This window comes from Microcoleus sp. Pol1C5, assembly GCF_036701115.1.
In the GTDB taxonomy this organism is placed as follows: domain Bacteria; phylum Cyanobacteriota; class Cyanobacteriia; order Cyanobacteriales; family Microcoleaceae; genus Microcoleus.
This window is the reverse complement of record NZ_JAUBQE010000045.1, coordinates 1-19,132: the sequence shown is the minus strand read 5'-3', so window position 1 is coordinate 19,132 and position 19,132 is coordinate 1. Positions and strand designations below refer to the sequence as shown.

The following is a 19,132-nucleotide window of genomic DNA, read 5'->3' as shown; positions in this document are numbered from 1 at the left end:
CAGGTTTAGGAGGGTCATCAGTGACAACAGAAAAAAATTATCAATCGTCTTCTCTACCCACCTACGCGCGAAAAGAGCTCCGGGAATTAGTTCGATCGCAGTTAAGGGCCCTGTTGGAAGAAGGAGACTTTAAAGGAGCAAAAGCGATTTTGCACCCGGTGCAGGAAGCCGACATAGCTGAAGCTATCGAAGGTCTGCCAGAAACCATGCAAGTAATAGCTTTCCGCTTGCTTTCCAAAGACGAAGCAATCGCAGTTTACGAATATCTCGACTCCAGCGTTCAGCAGTCCCTCTGCGAAAAATTCAAACGCCAAGAAGTCATTGACATTGTAGACAAAATGTCCCCGGACGATCGAGCTAAACTCTTTGACGAACTGCCGGCAATATTAGTCCGTCGCCTGTTGGGTGAATTGAGCCCGACGGAACGGGAAGCAACGGCCCAACTTTTGGGTTACGAAGCCAGTACCGCCGGCCGGATCATGACCCCAGAATACATTTCTCTGAAAGAAAGCTTTACCGTCGCCCAAGCTTTAGACAGAATTCGCTCTTTGGCTAAAACTACCGAAACAATTTATTCTCTTTACGTCACCGACGCCGGACGCAGCTTGACAGGTATTTTATCTTTGCGGGATTTAGTCACTTCCCCCCTCGACAAAACTGTCGGCGAAATTATGACCCGCGACGTAGTTTCTGTTCAAACAGGAACGGATCAAGAAGAAGTAGCTAGGCTGATCCAGCGTTACGATTTTTTAGCTGTGCCCGTTGTAGACCGCGAACAGCGTCTGGTCGGGATCATTACAGTTGACGACGCGATCGACATTTTAGAACAAGAAGCAGCCAAAGATATTTATACCTTGGGTGGCGTCCAGTCCGGCGGCGACAATTATTTTCAGACTAATTTAATCACTGTTGCCCGGAAAAGGGTCGTGTGGCTGTTTGTTCTGCTTTTAACTAATACTGTCACCGGCGCAATTATTAGAGCTCAAGAAGATATTTTGAACCAAGTAGTCGCCCTAGCAGCCTTTATTCCCCTGCTGACTGGCACTGGAGGCAATGTCGGAGCTCAGTCCTCAACAGTTGTAATTCGCGGTTTGAATACTGATGAAATTACAGCAATGGGCCCGTTTCAAGTAATTGTTCGCGAGGGGATGGCGGGAGCGCTGCTAGGAGCTATATTGGGGACTGTAGCGACGGGCTGGGCTTATACTCTGCAAGGGAGTTTAGCAGTGGCACTCGCGGTGGGAGTGAGTTTGTTTGCGATCGCAATTTTAGCTTCTATTGCCGGTTCAGCTCTGCCGTTTCTATTTCGTTCTTTGGGTTTAGACCCCGCTTTAATGTCTGCTCCCTTTATTACCACCGCAGTTGATGTCCTTGGGGTCTTGATTTATTTCACTTTAGCTCGACTAATTTTGCAGCTTTAATATATTTAATTACATGGCTGTGAATAAAAAACTTAATCTGTTTTTCACCACTGCTAAATTCGGGGTCGGTGTCCGATTCCATACCGGATAGTTGCGATCGCGCTTACTTTATTTTTATCCGCATACTTGTACCAGTTGAAAAAAATAATGCAACTATAGGCCATTGCTCCAAACTCCGAGCTTCATCAGTCATTCCAAATCTAAAATCTAAAATCTAAAATCTAAAATGGTATTAGCCTATGTCATCATCCAATTCATCCACCAAAATCCAAAATCCCAAGTCCAGCAATTTGTTAGAAACTGCTGAATTGGTTTTTATTGCTGCCTCTGCTGTGGGATTGGCTGCTAGTTTGGTTTGGGGGCAGAGCGTTTATGCTCAAGTGCCTGTAGTGATTTCGTTGGTGTTGAATTTTGTGAATCGGCAGAAGCTGCACAAGCAAGTTAAAGCAAGTACGGGGGCAACGTTCGATCGCGTAAATCAACAAGCAGCTACTACCGATCGCGCGATCGAGCAATTGCAACTTGCTGTAAATGCTTTAGACGAAGCTGTTGCTCAAACATCTCGCGAAAATCTCAGTGTTGGGCCTGGAGAAAACGTACACTCTCTCATTTCAGCCATTGAGAACCTGCGCCAGCGACTAATAATTTTAGAAAAAACTATTAAAATGATTCAAAGCGAGATCGAACTCACCAGCCGCCAATTCAAACAGCGGCCGGAGTTGCAACAAGTCGAAACTTTGACAACAATAATTCTGGACTTGCAGCAGTTTATCAACGAACTGCCGCAGTGGGGCAGTTTGCAGCAGCGGCAGCTAACAGAACTTCAGCAAAAAGTAGACAATGCTTTGGCTGAACTCTCAGAAGAAATTGCTCGGATTCCCAACCGCGTGCAAGAGGCGCTAGCTAGTCGCAGTGGGGAAATTAACCCACAGTTTGGTTCGGGTTTGAATGCCGCTCAAAAGAATGGTTATCGACCTAAAACCCAGAATGAGAAAATTCGCCAGAAATATCCCAGAGCTTACGTCAAGTGGAGTCAGGATGAAGACGAAAATTTGAAAAAAGAATATGCTAGCGGTCAACAAATTGACGAATTAGCTCAGAGATTTCAGCGACAGCCTAGTGCCATTCGTTCGCGATTACAAAAATTAGGATTAATCGAATAATGCGAATGGTATAGGTAAAAATGAGTAAATCTAAAATCTAAAATCTAAAATTGTCAATAACAAAGCGATCGCCCTTTTTTTTCAAAAGAGCGATCGCTTTGTTTCTGTATTCAGTACCGGCTGCCAACAGCGGGCCACTAACATTACATCTCAAGGCTTTGTAGCCTAGGTCTACCTCATTTTAGAAATCTTGGGGTAACAAAGAACTTAAACGCTCCAACAAAGGATCGGATTCCCGACGAGGAGCAACCTCAGCGTCAGACACTACATTATCATCCGCCACAGACTCAGACTCAATGGGGTCAGGCTCTACTACTTTTGAAACTGGGGCAAAAGAAACTTGAGCAAACTTACTGTTAACACTCCCCTGCAATTGATCCAACTGCGCGCTGAGTTGAGTCAGGTGATGTTCCAGTCCCTCCAAACGGCTTAATTCCTCTGCCGAAACATTGTGTTCAAACTCAGCAAATTTGACCACAAGTTCAGCAATACGCTGTTCCAACCGCTGAAAGCTCTGTGTAGAGCTAGTAGACTCAGATACAGACAAAAACTGCCACAAAGCCTGCTTGCAGAGATTGCTGAAAGTCTGATACTTCGTGAAAGCCAACTCTTTTTCAATAGCGGCCAGCAAAGTTTGATCCGCAGCATCTTCCGTAAACGCCACCGAGAAATTCGCCTTATTTTTTGCCCACAGTGCCATAGGGTTCAAGCCTTAATGCGTTACTTAATCGTGGCTAGCTGAGCCTCAGCATAAATAAACTGTCCCAAAGCATTAGCTTTCCGGGAAGGCTGAGCCAAGTGAGCCTTAAGATTGGCGTCTTTAAGCAAAGGTTGCAACACCTCCCAGAAAAACTCGCCGCCCCCGCCAGTCAGAACCACATCCGTCACACGTTCAGGCAGCCACTGCACCAAACGTTCGGACAGTTCGTTAGCGAAAGCCTCTCGCAAATCCTTAATAATCGGATCTAAATTAGTCGGCTTAGTCGCTCCTCTCGGACGGTAGAAACGCTGGCCTTCCGGTTTATTCACCGCTTCCAGTAAAGACAGAGATTGAGGGTCTGCTCCCGGAATCTTTGAGGCAACTTGTTCGTAGAACTTGTTCATTGCGAAGGAATCGCTCTTAGAAGCTGCCCGGGCGAACCGGAAACGATCGACCATTAACAAATCGGTAGTTTGGTGTCCAATATCAACAACCGCCACCGACAGTTCGGGCAACTCCGGCGTAAACTCCTTGTTATCTTGAGCCTCGCACCAAATCAGGCTGCCGAACCCTTCCGGCATCACCCAAACGTGACTGATATTAATATCCACACGCTCGCCCCGGTACACCACAACGTGGGGAGAGCGCAGTTGGCTGATAATCTCTTCCTTTTCCTTCTCAAACTGATCCTGCGAATAAAACGGCAAACCCAGCACAACTGCTATTTCGCCCTTCATCTGGAAATATCCAGCACAGGAAAAGACCTTAACCAAAGCATCTACTACTTTTGACTGGTCAGCGCCACCGAGATTAGCGCCAAAATCTGCCGCTAGTTGGCCTATAGCGTAACCCTTGCCCTGGTACTCCAGCCACATATCCAACAGAGGGTCTGTTGCTTTGGACTCAAAGCTGCCACCCCGCACCTTTTCCACGGGCATAGTAGCCACGTTGGCAGGGATGAAAACAACGCTACTCGGGTTGCGACTCACGCAAGCTTTAGTTGCCGTCCGACCCAAATCAGCACTAATAATCGATTTGTTAGAAGCGACTTTAGTCTGCTGGGTCAGCATAGCCGAATTAGGAACAAGCTGTCTAGTTGTCATTGAAATGTGTTACCTCACTGAGCCTCACCATTATCATGCCTTATCCCTTGACACTGCCACGCTTAAAGACAGTGGGTGAAAGCGACGATTCTTCTAACTCTACCTAGATCGGTATCGAAATCAGCACCAAACATTATATTCGGGACGATCGCCCTTACCCTAACTAACCTAACTTTTTCTGGAGCCATCGTCCTCAAAGCTCTGTTGCCTGAGAGTGCATTGTTAAGTTAAATTTAGTTAAGATTCTGAGTGTAAACTTTTGTCGCACTTCTCCGACACCGCGATCTTACCCGATCTGTCCCCAATTCAAGGCATCCGCATTTATGAAAATTTCTTGGCGAACTATACTACTTTGGACTTTACCTGCCTTAGTCATCGGCTTTTTCTTGTGGCAGGGGGCCTTTGCCCCATCCCCCGCAGAAATGAGCAAGAACACCGCCAGCACCCGCCTGAGCTACGGTCGATTCTTAGATTACTTAAACGCCGGTCGAGTGACCAGCGTTGACCTTTACGACGGAGGTCGGACGGCTATTGTCCTAGCAGTCGATCCCGAACTGGACAATCACGAGCAGCGGTGGCGGGTAGACTTGCCCTCAAATGCCCCGGAACTGGTTTCTAGGCTCAGAGATTCAAAAATCAGCTTCGACACTCACCCACTACGCAATGACGGTGCTGTCTGGGGACTTTTAGGCAATCTAGTATTTCCCCTCTTGTTAGTAGGAGGCCTGTTTTTCCTCTTCCGCCGCGGTGGCAACGTTCCCGGCGGCCCGGGCCAAGCCATGAACTTTGGCAAATCCAAAGCTCGCTTTCAAATGGAAGCTAAAACAGGCGTACTGTTCGACGACGTAGCAGGCGTTGAGGAAGCCAAAGAAGAACTTCAAGAAGTGGTGACATTCCTCAAAAAACCCGAACGCTTCACCGCAGTCGGGGCGAAGATTCCCAAAGGCGTGCTGCTAGTTGGCCCTCCCGGAACCGGTAAAACCTTGCTGGCAAAAGCGATCGCAGGCGAAGCTGGCGTGCCTTTCTTCAGCATCTCCGGTTCGGAATTTGTAGAAATGTTCGTCGGTGTTGGCGCTTCCCGCGTCCGCGACTTGTTCAAGAAAGCTAAAGAAAATGCTCCTTGCATCATCTTCATCGATGAAATCGATGCAGTGGGCCGCCAGCGCGGCGCCGGTATCGGTGGCGGTAACGACGAACGGGAACAAACCCTGAACCAGTTGCTGACCGAAATGGACGGTTTTGAGGGCAATACTGGCATTATCATCATTGCTGCCACGAACCGCCCCGACGTGCTCGACTCAGCGTTGCTGCGTCCGGGACGTTTTGACCGCCAAGTTACCGTAGATACGCCCGATATCAAAGGTAGATTGGAAATTTTGGAAGTTCACGCGCGCAACAAGAAGCTGTCTGCGGAGATTTCTTTGGACGCCATCGCCCGCCGCACTCCAGGCTTTACCGGCGCTGATTTGGCTAACTTGCTCAACGAAGCTGCTATTTTAACCGCCCGCCGCCGCAAAGAAGCGATTACGATGCTCGAAGTTGACGATGCAGTCGATCGCGTGGTAGCAGGTATGGAAGGCACTCCCTTGGTGGACAGCAAGAGCAAGCGCTTGATTGCTTACCACGAAATCGGCCACGCGATCGTCGGTACAATCATTCAAGCCCACGATCCAGTTCAAAAAGTTACCTTAGTTCCTCGCGGACAGGCCCGCGGCTTGACTTGGTTCATGCCCAGCGAAGACCAAGGTTTGATTTCTCGATCGCAAATTTTAGCCCGGATTAGCGGTGCTTTAGGTGGCCGCGCAGCCGAAGAAGTAGTTTTCGGCGATGCCGAAGTAACCACCGGTGCCGGCAACGACTTGCAGCAAGTAAGCGGCATGGCGCGGCAAATGGTGACTCGCTACGGGATGTCTACCTTGGGCCCGATCGCCCTGGAAGCTCAGCAAAGCGAAATTTTCCTCGGCCGCGACTACACAGCGCGATCGGAATATTCCGAAGAAATAGCTTCTCGGATTGACGGACAAGTTCGATCGATTGTCGATCACTGCTACGACGACGCGCGCCGAATTATTCGCGAAAATCGCACCGTGATCGATCGCTTAGTCGATTTGTTGATCGAAAAAGAAACCATCGACGGCGAAGAGTTGCGCCTAATCGTCTCTGAATACACTTTTGTTCCTGAAAAAGAACAATACGTTCCTCAGCTTTAAGACTTGTTTAAAAATTAGGGACACGGCAATGCCGTGTCTTTAAAAAGTAGGGACGCAGCACTATTGCCACGTCCCTACTTTTTTATTAAACTGTCAATAATATTAAACCGCCCCTAAACGCCAATTAACGCAGATGAATACTACATTTGCCATACATACTAAGAATTTGTCATTTTTTTTAATAGCAACTTTGATTTTTGTTTCCCTCAATACTTTGAGCGCCCGCGCCGAAAAATCAAGATGTTTTGTAGATATTTGCATCGACTCCAGCAGCGTTGAATTAAGCAAATCCGATATTGCCGGTGCTCCCTCTTATCCAGTCAGAACTATTTTAGTAACTCAACAGTTTAGTAACGATAAATTGTTGGCGCAAATGGAAGTTGACTGTCAGCAACGACAGTTGAGAACTGTCAGAGTTAGCCAAGATGGCGAAAATTGGTCGAATTTCTCTCCGAAATGGACTTTAGTCGATGGCCACTCATCTTTGTCTCGGCTGGTTGACTATACTTGTCAATTGGCGATCGCAGAACAAGAGAATAAATAAGTAGACAAACAAAAAAAACAGATCGCCTATATCTTCAACCCTGGGCTTGCGGGTGCAAGTCTGACAAGCAGCGCTTGAAACCTCCGAGTGTTAATATTACACTCAATCTAAAATCTAAAATCTAAAATCGAATGACAAACCCCACCGAGTATCGGCAAAGACGCGAACAATTAATGGCAAAAATTGGCAGCGGGACGGCGATATTTCGCAGCGCGCCCGCAGCCGTCATGCACAACGATGTAGAATACGCATACCGACAAGATAGCGATTTTTTCTACTTAACCGGTTTCAATGAAGCTGCGGCGGTAGCAGTGCTCGCGCCGCACCACGAAGAACACAAATTTGTGTTGTTTGTGCAGCCAAAAGACTTAGAAAAAGAAACTTGGCACGGTTATCGTGCCGGAGTAGAAGGCGCTAAGGAATTGTACGGCGCGGATGAAGCTTTCCCCATCGCCGAACTTGCGGAAAAACTGCCGAAATATTTAGAAAAAGCCGATCGCATATACTATCACTTCGGGCGCGATCGTAGTTTCGATCAAACAGTCCTCAATCACTGGCAGCGCTTGATGGCAACCTACCCGAAACGCGGCACAGGTCCCACAGCAATCGAAGATTCCAACATCATTTTACACCCGATGCGCCTGGTGAAAAGCGAAACTGAATTAGCATTAATGCGAAAAGCGGCTAATATTTCAGTTGCAGCGCACAACCGCGCCCAAGAATTCGCCAAACCCGGCAGATACGAATATGAAATTCAAGCTGAAATAGAACATACTTTTGGCTTAAATGGCTGCACTCCCGCTTACCCTTCAATTGTTGCATCAGGTTACAATTCCTGCGTCCTCCACTACATCGAAAACAACCGCCAAATGCAGGAAAACGATTTGTTGCTAATAGATGCCGGTTGTGCTTGCGGCTACTACAACGCCGATATTACTCGCACCTTTCCTGTTAGCGGCAAATTTACAGCCGAACAACAGATAATTTATGACTTAGTTTTGCAAGCACAATTGCAGGCAATTAGTCAAGTATACCCGGGAAATCCTTACAGCAAAATTCACGAAACAGCAGTGCGCGTTTTGGTGGAAGGTTTAATGGATTTAAAACTTTTGGTGGGGGACATTGAAGAGATAATTAAAGAAGAGAAATACAAGCCATTTTATATGCACCGCACTGGTCATTGGCTGGGATTGGACGTGCACGATGTCGGCGTTTATCAGTACGGCGAAAATCCGCAAGTTTTGCAGCCAGGACAAGTGCTGACGGTGGAACCGGGGATTTATATTTCTCCTTATATTAAACCGGTTGAAGGACAGCCGGAGGTTCCTGAAAAATGGCGCGGTATTGGCGTGAGGATTGAAGATGATGTTTTGGTGACACTTGAGGGCCAGGAAGTCTTGACGGCGGGAGTTCCTAAATAAAGGAAGAAGTTAAGAAAAACTTTGGCTAATGCAGTAAAGGCTTGAGCTTTGTTAGTATTAACTTGAAAAAGCTCAAGTCCGCAATTGCCAAACCTAGAGCCCTTATGTGTATTGATCCTACCCAGATCGATCGACCTCTCGAAACCTGCGAAGCATTAGTAGCAGAGCAAAAAGCAAATATTCGGCAACTTGAAGAGGATTTGCACCAACAGAGAGAATTGTGCCAGAAATTAGAAGCACAAGTCAAAGCAGTGGATAATGCTGGCTTGTCGGGCTGCGCAACTGAATTTGATATCACCGAGGACGATCGCATTCGGTTAATCGCATCTCTGGAAAAAAGCCAGGAAATGTACCGAACTCTCATCAAACATTATCCGAATGGGTCGGTGTTTTTGTTCGATCGCGATTTGCGCTATACTCTGGTTGACGGCCAAGGGTTGGCAGTAGTTGGTTTGTCCAAAGAACAGTTGGAAGGCAAAACATTGTGGGAAGTATCGCCACCTGAAGATTTGCCACTTTTTGAGACTACATATCGCGCGGCTTTGGCAGGAAAAGAGAATACTTTTGAATATAAATACGGCAATCGCGTTTATTCCACAACAATTGCTCCCGTCAAAAACGACCGGGAAGAAATTTTTGCCGGAATGGTCGTTACTCAAGATATTACCGAAAAAAAACAGGCAGAAATAGCGCTGGAAGAAATAAAAAATCAGCTAGAAATTAAATATCAAAAGCGCACTGAAGACTTGAAAACAGCCAACAATCAATTGCAGGAAGAAATTCTCTCTCGCTGGCGCGCCGAAAAAGCTCTGCGGGAAAGCCAGGAACAGCTAGAAATGTTTTTTTCTCAATCTTTAGAGGGCTTTTTCTTTATGATGCTGGAGGAACCGGTGCACTGGGACGATACAGTTGACAAAGAAAAAGTTTTGGATTACGTATTTACTCACGGGCGGGTAACGAAGGCAAACGATGCTTTAATAGCTCAATACGGAGGTATTAGGGAAGAGTTTATTGGCTACACGCTTGACTCTTTATTCTCCCGCAACTTTACTGGCTGCAGAGAGATAATCAAGCAATTTTTTGATGAAGGTCGAATTCATATCGAAAATGACAATCGCAAGGTTAACGGGGATCTAATTTGGGTGGAAGGCGACTATATTTGCATTTACGATTCCCACGGCAGAATCCTGGGGTATTTTGGGGTGCAGCGCGATATTAGCGATCGCAAAAAAGCAGAAGCAACCCTCAGAGATAGCGAAGAACGCTTTCGGGCAACCGTCGAACAAGCGGCAGTCGGCATTACCCACCCTGACCAAACAGGCCGCTATTTGCGAGTCAATCAAAAATTCTGCGAGATAGTGGGATATACTGCGAGCGAACTGCTGTCGCGAACTTGGATGGACGTTACTTACCCAGAAGATATAGATGCAGACTTAGAACAAAACAATAAATTATTTGCCGGGGAAATTGACAGTTATAAAATGGAAAAACGCTTGGTGCACAAAGACGGCACTGTAGTTTGGGTAAATATTACAGTATCGCTAATCCAAGAACCGCTGAGCGGGGCAATTTACAATGTAGTAGTGACAGAAAATATTAGCGATCGAAAACAAGCTGAGGCAGCACTGAAAGAGAGCGAAGAAAGGTTCCGACAGCTAGCAGAAAACATTGAAAGCGTGTTTTGGATGTTAAACGTTCAACCCCTGGAACTTATTTATATCAGTCCTGGTTATGCAAAAATTTGGGGCAGAAGCTGTGCTGATTTGTATGCTTACGATCGCTTTTTTACAGAGTCCTTCCATCCTGAAGATCGCGACCGCATTATTGCTAGCTTCACTAAAGAAATTGATTCAGAAGAGGAGATCGAATATCGCATTGTCAGGCCGGACGGCAAAATCCGCTGGATTCGCGCTCGGGCTTTTCCGATTAGAAATCAAGCTGGTCAAGTTTACCGTATCGTTGGCATTGCAGAAGATATAAGTGAACGCAAACAGGCAGAAAAAACCATCCGTGAAAGTGAAGAACGCTTCCGCCAACTAGCAGAAAATATCCAAGATTCCTTCTGGCTGATGTCTGCGGAATTCACCGATTTATTGTATCTGAGTCCAGCTTACGAAAACATCTGGGGGCGCAGCCACGAAGAATTATATGCCGAACCCTTAAAAATGATGGAGTGGGTGCATCCAGAAGATAAACATTTGTTGGAAGAGGCAATGGGGCGAGTGTTGCAGGGCGAGTCAACCAGTACCGAATATAGGATTTTTCGGCCAGACGGCACAATGCGCTGGGTGTGCGATCGAGCTTTTTCTATTTATGACGAAGCGGGCAAAATTTACCGCATCGCGGGTATTGGTGAAGATATCAGCGATCGCAAATTGACCGAAGCCCGCATCCAAGCAGCACTCCGCGAAAAAGAAGTATTGCTCAAAGAAATTCACCACCGAGTCAAAAATAATATGCAGGTAATTTCCAGCTTGCTGCAACTTCAAGCTCAATACATTGAAGACGAAGCAATGCTAACTTTATTTGAAGAAAGCCAGACCCGCATCCATTCAATGGCTTTGATTCACGAGCAACTTTATCAATCCGAACATCTCGATTGCATCGACCTTCCCCCCTACGTCGAGAACTTGATTGCTAATTTGTATCAATCTTTTGGTTGTGGCAACACAGCCATCCAATTCAATCTCAACGTTGACCCCATTTATTTAAACATAGAAACAGCAATTCCTTGCGGTTTAATTATTAACGAATTGGTTTCTAATTCCTTAAAATATGCTTTTATTAAAAGTTTAACTGGTTTAATTACTGTTAACTTTTGTGAAATAAATTCACAGCAATTTAAATTAATTATTCAAGATAACGGTAGCGGTTTTCCGGCTGATTTTGACGTAGAAAATACTGAAACATTAGGATTGCGATTAGTGAGAATGTTGGCTTATCAATTAGAGGCAACTATTGCAATTGACAGTAAGTGTGGGATCTGCTACACTCTAGTTTTTAAACAGTTAAATTATCGGCAGCGCATTTAAGGAAAAATGAACCCTATAAAAATTTTGGTTGTAGAAGACGAAGTTATTGTAGCCCAAGACATAGCAGGTCGATTAAAAAAACTCGGATATGCAGTAACAGCTACAGTTTCTTCAGGAGCAGAAGCAATTCAAAAAGCTATAGAAAACCCGCCCGATTTGGTGTTGATGGACATCGTGCTTAAAGGTGACATGGACGGAGTAACAGCGGCAGAAAAAATCCGAACTAATAGGAATGTGCCGACAGTATTTTTAACAGCTTATGCCGACGATCAAACGCTGCAAAGAGCGAAACTTACAGATCCATTCGGTTACATTATCAAACCATTTCAACAAAATGATTTGCGGGTGGCGATCGAGATTGCCCTGCATAGACACGAAATCGAAACAAAGATGCGAGAAGCTCTCAAAGCCTCGGAAGCAGTCAGAGAGTCCATGGAAGAAAAATCGCACCGCCAAAACCAGTATATTTCAATGGCCGCTCACGAATTGCGCAACCCGCTCAACGCGATTTTAATCTCTGCAGAACTCCTAGAGCTCGATCGAACTCGCAGCAGTGACGAATCCCAAGTGAGAACCCTGCGGCTGGTGCACTCAGCTACCCAAAAGATGAACCAGCTAATCGACGATATGCTGTTCATGGGTCGAGCAGAAGCAGGCAAACTCAAATGCAATCCATTACCGATAAATTTAGTCGAATTTTGTCAAGACTTGCTCGATCAGTTGCAGTTAGGAAATGAAGCCAAACATAAACTAACCTTAATCCCGTCCGATGTTACGAGTGCAATATTAGATCAACAATTGCTGCACGGCATTATTTCTAACTTAATCGTCAACGCCATCAAGTATTCCCCCAACGGCGGGCAAGTCACCTTGGAATTGGAATGCCGTCCAGCAAGCGAAGGAGACAAAGAAGCTATTTTCTGCTTGTCTCCTCACTCTTTCTTTTCCAATTCATACTTTACCAATATTAACTCTCCCTTACTAATTATCCGCATCCGAGACGAAGGTATCGGCATCCCGGAAACTGAAGTAGGGAAAATATTTGAAATGTTTTACCGCTGCAAGAATACTGGGAAGATTAAAGGTAACGGTTTGGGATTAACAATTGTTAAAAAAGCTGTGGAATTGCAAGGAGGCGCGATCGCCTGCGAAAGCATAATGGGCATCGGTACAACCTTCACAGTCGCGCTTCCTTACGTAGCACTTTCCTCTAAGACTCAACGAGAAACAACTTAAATACCACTACAAAGACTAATCAAATTGTTGCAAAATCCACTCCACCGCCGCGGATAAATTTGCTGCAATAAAATCCGGTTTAGTATGGTGCTGATACTCCCCACTCAACACGCTTTCTCCGTAACCAGTCTGCACCAAAATACCAGTACAGCCGGCATTGTGAGCCATATCAACATCAGTGGCTTTATCCCCGACCATAAAACTATTTCGCAAATCTAAATCCTGTTCCCAAGCCGCCGCTACCAACATCCCTGTATTTGGTTTTCGCCACGTTGTATATCGCGTAAATTCTGGGTTGGTTCCGCCTTCGGCTGCGCTTAAATAAGGACAGTAATAAAGAGCATCTAACTTGGCTCCCGCTTCATTTTCTAATAACTGACACAGGCGTTTGTGCAAAGCTTCAACGTGGCTAACAGGATAATAACCCCTCGCCGGGCCGGATTGATTGGAAACCAAACAGCAAAATATTTGTTGGTCATTTAAACGGCGTACAGCTTGGGCGACTCCGGGGATTAAATGCAAATCTTCTACTTTGTGAATGTAGCCGGCTTCGATATTGAGAACGCCATCTCTGTCAAGAAATACTGCTCGTTTCATTGTTGTATTGTTGCTTGAAAATTGGGTTTAGGGTGAGGATGTGGCAGTGTTCGTCGGTGTTAACTTAAGCCTAAAAACCTTTGTATCTATCGTTTATAGTCGAGTCTAGAGCCCCCTACATCCCCCTTAATAAGGGGGACTTTGAGTGTTCCAGTCCTCCTCTTTTTCCGCTTGGGACTTTGACTACTCTTGTCCCCCCCTTATTAAGGGGGGTTAGGGGGGATCGGAAAGACTGGACAAAGAAGACTATAGGGTGGCACAGCGAAAATATAGGTACGAGCGTCATTCTAAAATAGATTGTTTTTCCAGCCATTCGCGGAAACTATTATGATACAAACTATAGCAAATTTCTCCTCCAATTTCTTGTTTATTTAAGAACTCGATCCAATTGTCTAATGCTTTTTCAACATCGTATTCATCCCGATCAATGATATTGGCGATCGCACTTACAGATAAACTTGCTGTTGATTGTACCAAAACATTCAGCACAGACAACTCGATCGCCGATAAAGCATCACCTATCATCCGCAGCCAGTGGTTTTGATAATACGCTGCTAAACCGGGAGGAAGTTCAGAGACAAGTAAGGACTCCCCCAGATTAGCATCGGGGTGTGAATTTTCGTTAATGGCAGGTAACATCTGACTCAGATACATGAAATTGTTTTCGCTGACAGTTGCGAGTTGTTGGCCCAATTCCGGTGCAGTTAAATCCGGTGCGGTTGATAGGTATTGCTGAATGTAGTTCAGGGCATCTTCGCGATTTTGGGCGGGATAATCTCTTAAATCGAGAGTTTGAGAGGGCGTTTCAATTAACAAACCGGATTTTTCTCTCAAAAATGGGCGGCGGGCGAGGATAAAATAAGTACGATCGCCCAAATATCTCGGCAGATAAAACAGATTTGTGCTGGGAGGCTGACTCGTGCGGGCGATCGCGTCTACAGAATCAATGACTATTATCAACTTTTGGCGATCGGCTAATTTATCGCTAATTTGCTGAAGCAACAAAGACAGAAACCAACTCCCATCATCGGATTCGAGATTTTGCAGTTGAGATTTGAGCTTGAGGATTTGGGATGTTTCCCCATTGGCGGCAAGGTATTTGTCAATCAGTTGAGTGCAGACAGAAGCGAGAAAATCTTCAGCTCGATTTTTGCCCTCCACAGCAGCGTTGTAATAGATACTGCGAGGATGGGCGGTGACATATTGGGCGAGGATGGAACTTTTGCCGCAGCCGGGAGTGCCGACAATTGTGAAATAACCGCGGCTGTGGGAGTTCAGAAAGTCGGATATCGCAGAAAAAACAAATTTGCGGCCTGCAAAATTCTCGGTTTTTTCTCGCACGAGTTGCTGAAATTCCCTTGGGTAAGCAGCGGTAGAGATGGGAGTTGAGAGAGGTGATGAATTCATGTTAGTTCCTCCATCCCTTCTAGCCGCAGGAAATATACGCGCCCGGAGCGAGCGCCTGCGACAATTGTGACTCCATCGGGTGCAATAGCGCAAGAGGCGAGCGAACTTTCACCTGTAAAACTGGCAATGATATTTTGACTCGACAAATCCCAGACTTTGAGGGAGTTGTCCAAAGAGCCAGAAATCGCCCGCTTGCCGTCGGGGGTGATGGCTACTGCTTTTACCGATTTGCTGTGACCAGTGAGAGTAAACTCTTCCTTTCGAGTTGTTAAATCCCAGACTTTGATGGTGTTGTCCGATGAACCTGAAATTGCCCGCTTGGCATCAGCAGTGACGGCGACTGCATTTACCGATTTGCTGTGACCAGTGAGAGTAAACAGTTCATCTACAGTGGTTAAATCCCAGACTTTTATGGTGGTGTCCCACGAACCAGAAATCGCCCATTTCCCATCAGCAGTGACGGCGAATGCATTTATGGATTTGCTGTGACCACTGAGAGTAAACAGTTGATCTCCAGTTGTTAAATCCCAGACTTTGAGGGTTTTGTCCCACGAACCAGAAATCGCCCGTTTCCCATCAGCAGTGATGGCTACTGCTTTTACCCAATTGCTGTGACCTTCAAGTGTAAACTGTTCTTTTCCAGTGTTTAAATCCCAGACTTTGACGGTGTTGTCCCATGAAGCAGAAATCGCCCGTTTCCCATCACCAGTGACGGATACTGCTTGTACCGAGTTGCCGTGATCTTTAAGAGTAAACTGTTCCTTTCCAGTGGTTAAATCCCAGACTTTGAGGGTGCTGTCCCACGAACCAGAAATTGCCAGCTTGCCCTCAGCAGTGACGGCCACTGATTTTACCAATTCGGTGTGACCAGTGAGAGTAAACAGTTCCTTTTCAGTGGTTAAATCCCACACTTTGAGGGTGTTGTCTGCTGAACCAGAAATTGCCAGCTTGCCATCAGCCGTCACGGCTACTGCACATACTGAGTCGCTGTGACCTTTGAGAGTAAATTCTTCCTTTCCAGTGTTTAAATCCCAGACTTTGAGGGTGTTGTCATCTGAACCAGAAATTGCCCGTTTGCCATCACCAGTGATGGCTACTGCATATACCCCTTTGCTGTGACCTTTGAAAGTAAATTCTTCCTTTCTAGTTGTTAAATCCCAGACTTTGAGGGTGTTGTCATCTGAACCAGAAATTGCCCGCTTGCCATCAGCAGTGGTGGCTACTGCATATACCAATTTGCTGTGACCTTTGAGAGTAAACTCTTCCTTTCCAATGGTTAAATCCCAGACTTTGAGGGTGTTTGCCCACCAACCAGAAATTGCCCGCTTGCCATCAGCAGTGACAGCAACTGCATATACCCCTTTGCTGTAACCAGTGAGAGTAAATTCTTCCTTTCCAGTGGTTAAATCCCAGACTTTGAGGGTGTTGTCAAAAGAACCAGAAATTGCCCGCTTGCCATCAGCAGTGACAGCGACTGCATATACTGGGTTGCTGTGACCTTCGAGGGTGCGTAGCAATCCCCTGCGAGGGGGAGTTAAACATGGTGTCAAAGGACGCAACCAAGGTGCTGCTTTCCACTTCTTTGCTACCTCCAGCATTACCTGAATATGAGGCATTTCAAAGTACAGCAAGCGCCCTAACAATTGTTCCGCCAGTTTGGTATTATCTCGCTCCAAAATATCTGCTGACATCCACAGTGTCGCTTGAATCAAGTTCAGGGCTTTCACTTTTTGTGTGTTGTACTCTGGGTTAATTACTGCTTCTGAATCCTCAACTAAGTTAAAATCATCAATAAGTGCTTGTACCCCAAATTCAGGATGCTGAATCTTTGCCATCAGAAAGTTAAAATCTGTCAGTTTTTGATAATATTTTTCTAAATTCCCTGACTTAACATAATTTGGCAGTAAGCTGCCCAGATAAGCACGTTGATAGAAAAGTGGTTTGGTCGCTAACTTGTCAGTAAATTCTCCCATCTCACGTCATCCCCTTTTCTAAATACTCAGCAATCCCTTCTAGTCGCAGGAAATATACGCGGCCGGATTCGTCGCCTGCCACAACTGTTAGTCGATCGGGTGCAACAGCGCAACAGGTGATAGAACTTTTACACGTGAAACTAGCAATGACATTATTTCCACTCGACAAATCCCAGACTTTGAGGGTGTTGTCATCTGAACCAGAAATTGCCAGCTTGCCATCAGCAGTGACGGCTACTGCATTTACTGAATTGCTGTGAGCTTCGAGAGTAAACTGTTGCTTTCCAGTCGTTAAATCCCAGACTTTAAGGGTGTTGTCTGCTGAACCAGAAATTGCCAGCTTGCCATCCTCCGTGACAGCAACTGCATTTACTGAGTTGCTGTGACCTTCGAGAGTAAACTGTTCCTTTCCAGTGGTTAAATCCCAGACTTTGAGCGTGTTGTCCCACGAACCAGAAATTGCCAGCTTGCCATTCTCCGTGACAGCAACTGCATTTACTGAGTTGCTATGACCTTTGAGAGTAAACTGTTCCTTTCCAGTGGTTAAATCCCAGACTTTGATGGTTTTGTCATCTGAACCAGAAATGGCCTGCTTGCCATCCTCCGTGACAGCAACTGCATATACCGATTTGCTGTGACCTTCAAGATTAAACAGTTTCTTTCCAGTGGTTAAATCCCAGACTTTGAGCGTGTTGTCCCACGAACCAGAAATCGCCCGCTTGGCATCAGCAGTAACAGCGACTGCATTTACCAAGTAGCCGTAACCTTCGAGAGTAAACAGTTGCTTTCCAGTGGTTAAATCCCAGACTTTGAGGGTTTTGTCCCACGAACCAGAAATCGCCCGCTTGCCATCCTCCGTGACGGCTACCGAATTTACCAAGTAGCTGTGACCTTTGAGAGTAAACTGTTCGTTTCCAGTGGTTAAATCCCAGACTTTGAGGGTTTTGTCCAAAGAACCCGAAATTGCCCGCTTGCCATCCTCCGCGACGGCTACTGCATTTACTGAGTAGCTGTGACCTTCAAGAGTAAACTCTTCCTTGCCAGTTGTTAAATCCCAGACTTTTATGGTTTTGTCAAATGAACCAGAAATCGCCTGTTTCCCATCCTCGGTGACGGCAACTGCATATACTGAGTAGCTGTGACCTTTGAGAGTAAACTGTTCCTTTCGAGTTGTTAAATCCCAGACTTTTATGGTTTTGTCTGTTGAACCAGAAATTGCCCGCTTGCCATCCTCCGTGACAGCAACTGCATTGACTGAGTTCCTGTGACCTTTGAGAGTAAATTCTTCCTTTCCAGTTGTTAAATCCCAGACTTTGAGGGTGTTGTCATCTGAACCAGAAATTGCCCGCTTGCCATCCTCCGTGACGGCGACTGCATTGACTGAGTTGTTGTGACCTTTGAGGGTGCGTAGCAATCCCCTGCGAGGCGGAGTTAAACAGGGTGTCAAAGGACGCAACCAAGGTGCTGCTTTCCACTGCTTGGCTACCTCCAGCATTGCTTGAATTTGAGGCATTTCAAAGTACAGTAAGCGCCCTAACAATTGTTCCGCCAGTTTAGTCTTATCTCGATCCAAAATATCCGCTGACATCCACAATGTCGCTTGAATCAAGTCCAGGGCTTTCGCTTTTTCTGGGTTGTACTCTGGGTGAGTTAATGCTTCTGAATCGTCAACTAAATTAAAATCATCAATAAGTGCCTGTACTCCAAACTCAGGATGCTGAATCTTTGCCATCAGGAAGTTAAAATCTGTCAGTTTTTGATAATACTTTTCTAAATTACCTGACTTGACATAATTTGGCAGTAAGCGGCCCAGATAAGCACGTTGATATGAAAGTGGTTTAGCCGCTAACTTGTCAGCAAATTCTCCCATCTCACGCCATCTCCTGTTCTAAATACTCAGTAATCCCTTCTAGTCGCAGGAAATATACGCGGCCCGATGCGTCGCCTGCCACAATTGTGACTCCATCGGGTGCAATAGCGCAACAGGCGATCGAACTTTCACCCGTGAAACTGGCAATGACATTTCCACTCGACAAATCCCAGACTTTCAGGGTGCTATCCCACGAACCAGAAATTGCCCGCTTGCCATCCGCATTGACGGCTACTGCATTCACGGAGCTGGTGTGACCAGTGAGAGTAAACTGTTCGTTTCCCGTGGTTAAATCCCAGACTTTAAGGGTGTTGTCCCACGAACCAGAAATCACCCGCTTGCCATCAGCAGTGACGGCTACTGCATATACTAAGTCGCTGTGACCAGTGAGAGTAAACTGTTCGTTTCCCGTGGTTAAATCCCAGACTTTAAGGGTGTTGTCCCACGAACCAGAA

Annotated in this window: 14 protein-coding genes; 7 read left to right on the top strand and 7 right to left on the bottom strand. The window is 46.0% G+C overall.

Going from position 1 to position 19,132, the window contains the following annotated elements:
* The first annotated feature begins 20 nt into the window (after positions 1-20).
* Together mgtE and QUA23_RS22555 are read left to right on the top strand one after the other, a co-directional pair.
* Positions 21-1,421, top strand: a complete 1,401-nt coding sequence (gene mgtE, locus QUA23_RS22560) for a magnesium transporter (protein ID WP_333078186.1) — start codon at positions 21-23, stop codon at positions 1,419-1,421.
* A 239-nt stretch (positions 1,422-1,660) separates the two neighbouring features.
* Positions 1,661-2,584: a hypothetical protein gene (locus QUA23_RS22555; protein ID WP_333078185.1), complete on the top strand. Its 924-nt coding sequence runs from the start codon at positions 1,661-1,663 to the stop codon at positions 2,582-2,584.
* Positions 2,585-2,765: 181 nt separating this feature from the next.
* Here QUA23_RS22555 and QUA23_RS22550 read toward each other — a convergent pair whose 3' ends face one another.
* Together QUA23_RS22550 and QUA23_RS22545 are read right to left on the bottom strand one after the other, a co-directional pair.
* The gene (locus QUA23_RS22550; protein WP_333068371.1) at positions 2,766-3,284 is read right to left on the bottom strand and encodes a hypothetical protein; all 519 of its coding nucleotides are present in this window, start codon (positions 3,282-3,284) and stop codon (positions 2,766-2,768) included.
* 20 nt (positions 3,285-3,304) lie between these two features.
* Complete coding sequence (locus QUA23_RS22545; protein ID WP_333041971.1) at positions 3,305-4,387, bottom strand: ParM/StbA family protein; 1,083 nt, start codon at positions 4,385-4,387, stop codon at positions 3,305-3,307.
* Between the two features lie 323 nt (positions 4,388-4,710).
* Here QUA23_RS22545 and ftsH2 point away from each other — a divergent pair, with 323 nt between their 5' ends.
* From ftsH2 to QUA23_RS22520, 5 genes are all read left to right on the top strand, one after another.
* Positions 4,711-6,597, top strand: coding sequence for an ATP-dependent zinc metalloprotease FtsH2 (ftsH2, locus tag QUA23_RS22540; RefSeq protein WP_333078184.1), 1,887 nt, complete (start codon positions 4,711-4,713; stop codon positions 6,595-6,597).
* 133 nt (positions 6,598-6,730) lie between these two features.
* Complete coding sequence (locus QUA23_RS22535) at positions 6,731-7,141, top strand: hypothetical protein (RefSeq protein ID WP_333078183.1); 411 nt, start codon at positions 6,731-6,733, stop codon at positions 7,139-7,141.
* Between the two features lie 131 nt (positions 7,142-7,272).
* Positions 7,273-8,562, top strand: coding sequence for an aminopeptidase P N-terminal domain-containing protein (locus tag QUA23_RS22530; RefSeq protein WP_333078182.1), 1,290 nt, complete (start codon positions 7,273-7,275; stop codon positions 8,560-8,562).
* Between the two features lie 104 nt (positions 8,563-8,666).
* Positions 8,667-11,594 carry a PAS domain S-box protein gene (locus QUA23_RS22525; protein WP_333078181.1) on the top strand — a complete coding sequence of 976 codons (2,928 nt, stop codon included), beginning with the start codon at positions 8,667-8,669 and terminating at the stop codon, positions 11,592-11,594.
* A gap of 6 nt (positions 11,595-11,600) precedes the next feature.
* Positions 11,601-12,830, top strand: coding sequence for an ATP-binding protein (locus QUA23_RS22520; RefSeq protein ID WP_333078180.1), 1,230 nt, complete (start codon positions 11,601-11,603; stop codon positions 12,828-12,830).
* A gap of 15 nt (positions 12,831-12,845) precedes the next feature.
* On the opposite strand, the gene QUA23_RS22515 is transcribed toward QUA23_RS22520, so the two are convergent.
* The 5 genes from QUA23_RS22515 to QUA23_RS22495 all read right to left on the bottom strand — a co-directional run.
* Positions 12,846-13,427: an HAD family hydrolase gene (locus QUA23_RS22515; RefSeq protein ID WP_333078179.1), complete on the bottom strand. Its 582-nt coding sequence runs from the start codon at positions 13,425-13,427 to the stop codon at positions 12,846-12,848.
* Between the two features lie 282 nt (positions 13,428-13,709).
* Entirely contained in the window at positions 13,710-14,834 is a 1,125-nt protein-coding gene (locus QUA23_RS22510) for an ATP-binding protein (protein ID WP_333078177.1), read from the bottom strand.
* Positions 14,831-16,807 (bottom strand): hypothetical protein, encoded by a 1,977-nt coding sequence (locus tag QUA23_RS22505; protein ID WP_333110524.1) that lies wholly within the window; start codon positions 16,805-16,807, stop codon positions 14,831-14,833. Before QUA23_RS22505 ends, QUA23_RS22510 begins: the two co-directional genes overlap by 4 nt.
* 1 nt (position 16,808) lies before the next feature.
* Positions 16,809-18,677, bottom strand: a complete 1,869-nt coding sequence (locus QUA23_RS22500; RefSeq protein ID WP_333110521.1) for a WD40 repeat domain-containing protein — start codon at positions 18,675-18,677, stop codon at positions 16,809-16,811.
* A gap of 1 nt (position 18,678) precedes the next feature.
* The coding region (locus QUA23_RS22495; protein ID WP_445243515.1) for a WD40 repeat domain-containing protein at positions 18,679-19,132 on the bottom strand (454 nt) is incomplete at its 5' end.

Bases quoted from the DNA above. Each gene is read 5' to 3' on its own strand.
- QUA23_RS22555 (WP_333078185.1), top strand. From the start codon at position 1,661: ATGTCATCATCCAATTCATCCACCAAAATCCAAAATCCCAAGTCCAGC.
- QUA23_RS22550 (WP_333068371.1), bottom strand. From the start codon at position 3,284: ATGGCACTGTGGGCAAAAAATAAGGCGAATTTCTCGGTGGCGTTTACG.
- QUA23_RS22545 (WP_333041971.1), bottom strand. From the start codon at position 4,387: ATGACAACTAGACAGCTTGTTCCTAATTCGGCTATGCTGACCCAGCAG.
- ftsH2 (WP_333078184.1), top strand. From the start codon at position 4,711: ATGAAAATTTCTTGGCGAACTATACTACTTTGGACTTTACCTGCCTTA.
- QUA23_RS22535 (WP_333078183.1), top strand. From the start codon at position 6,731: ATGAATACTACATTTGCCATACATACTAAGAATTTGTCATTTTTTTTA.
- QUA23_RS22530 (WP_333078182.1), top strand. From the start codon at position 7,273: ATGACAAACCCCACCGAGTATCGGCAAAGACGCGAACAATTAATGGCA.
- QUA23_RS22525 (WP_333078181.1), top strand. From the start codon at position 8,667: ATGTGTATTGATCCTACCCAGATCGATCGACCTCTCGAAACCTGCGAA.
- QUA23_RS22520 (WP_333078180.1), top strand. From the start codon at position 11,601: ATGAACCCTATAAAAATTTTGGTTGTAGAAGACGAAGTTATTGTAGCC.
- QUA23_RS22515 (WP_333078179.1), bottom strand. From the start codon at position 13,427: ATGAAACGAGCAGTATTTCTTGACAGAGATGGCGTTCTCAATATCGAA.
- QUA23_RS22510 (WP_333078177.1), bottom strand. From the start codon at position 14,834: ATGAATTCATCACCTCTCTCAACTCCCATCTCTACCGCTGCTTACCCA.
- QUA23_RS22505 (WP_333110524.1), bottom strand. From the start codon at position 16,807: ATGGGAGAATTTACTGACAAGTTAGCGACCAAACCACTTTTCTATCAA.
- QUA23_RS22500 (WP_333110521.1), bottom strand. From the start codon at position 18,677: ATGGGAGAATTTGCTGACAAGTTAGCGGCTAAACCACTTTCATATCAA.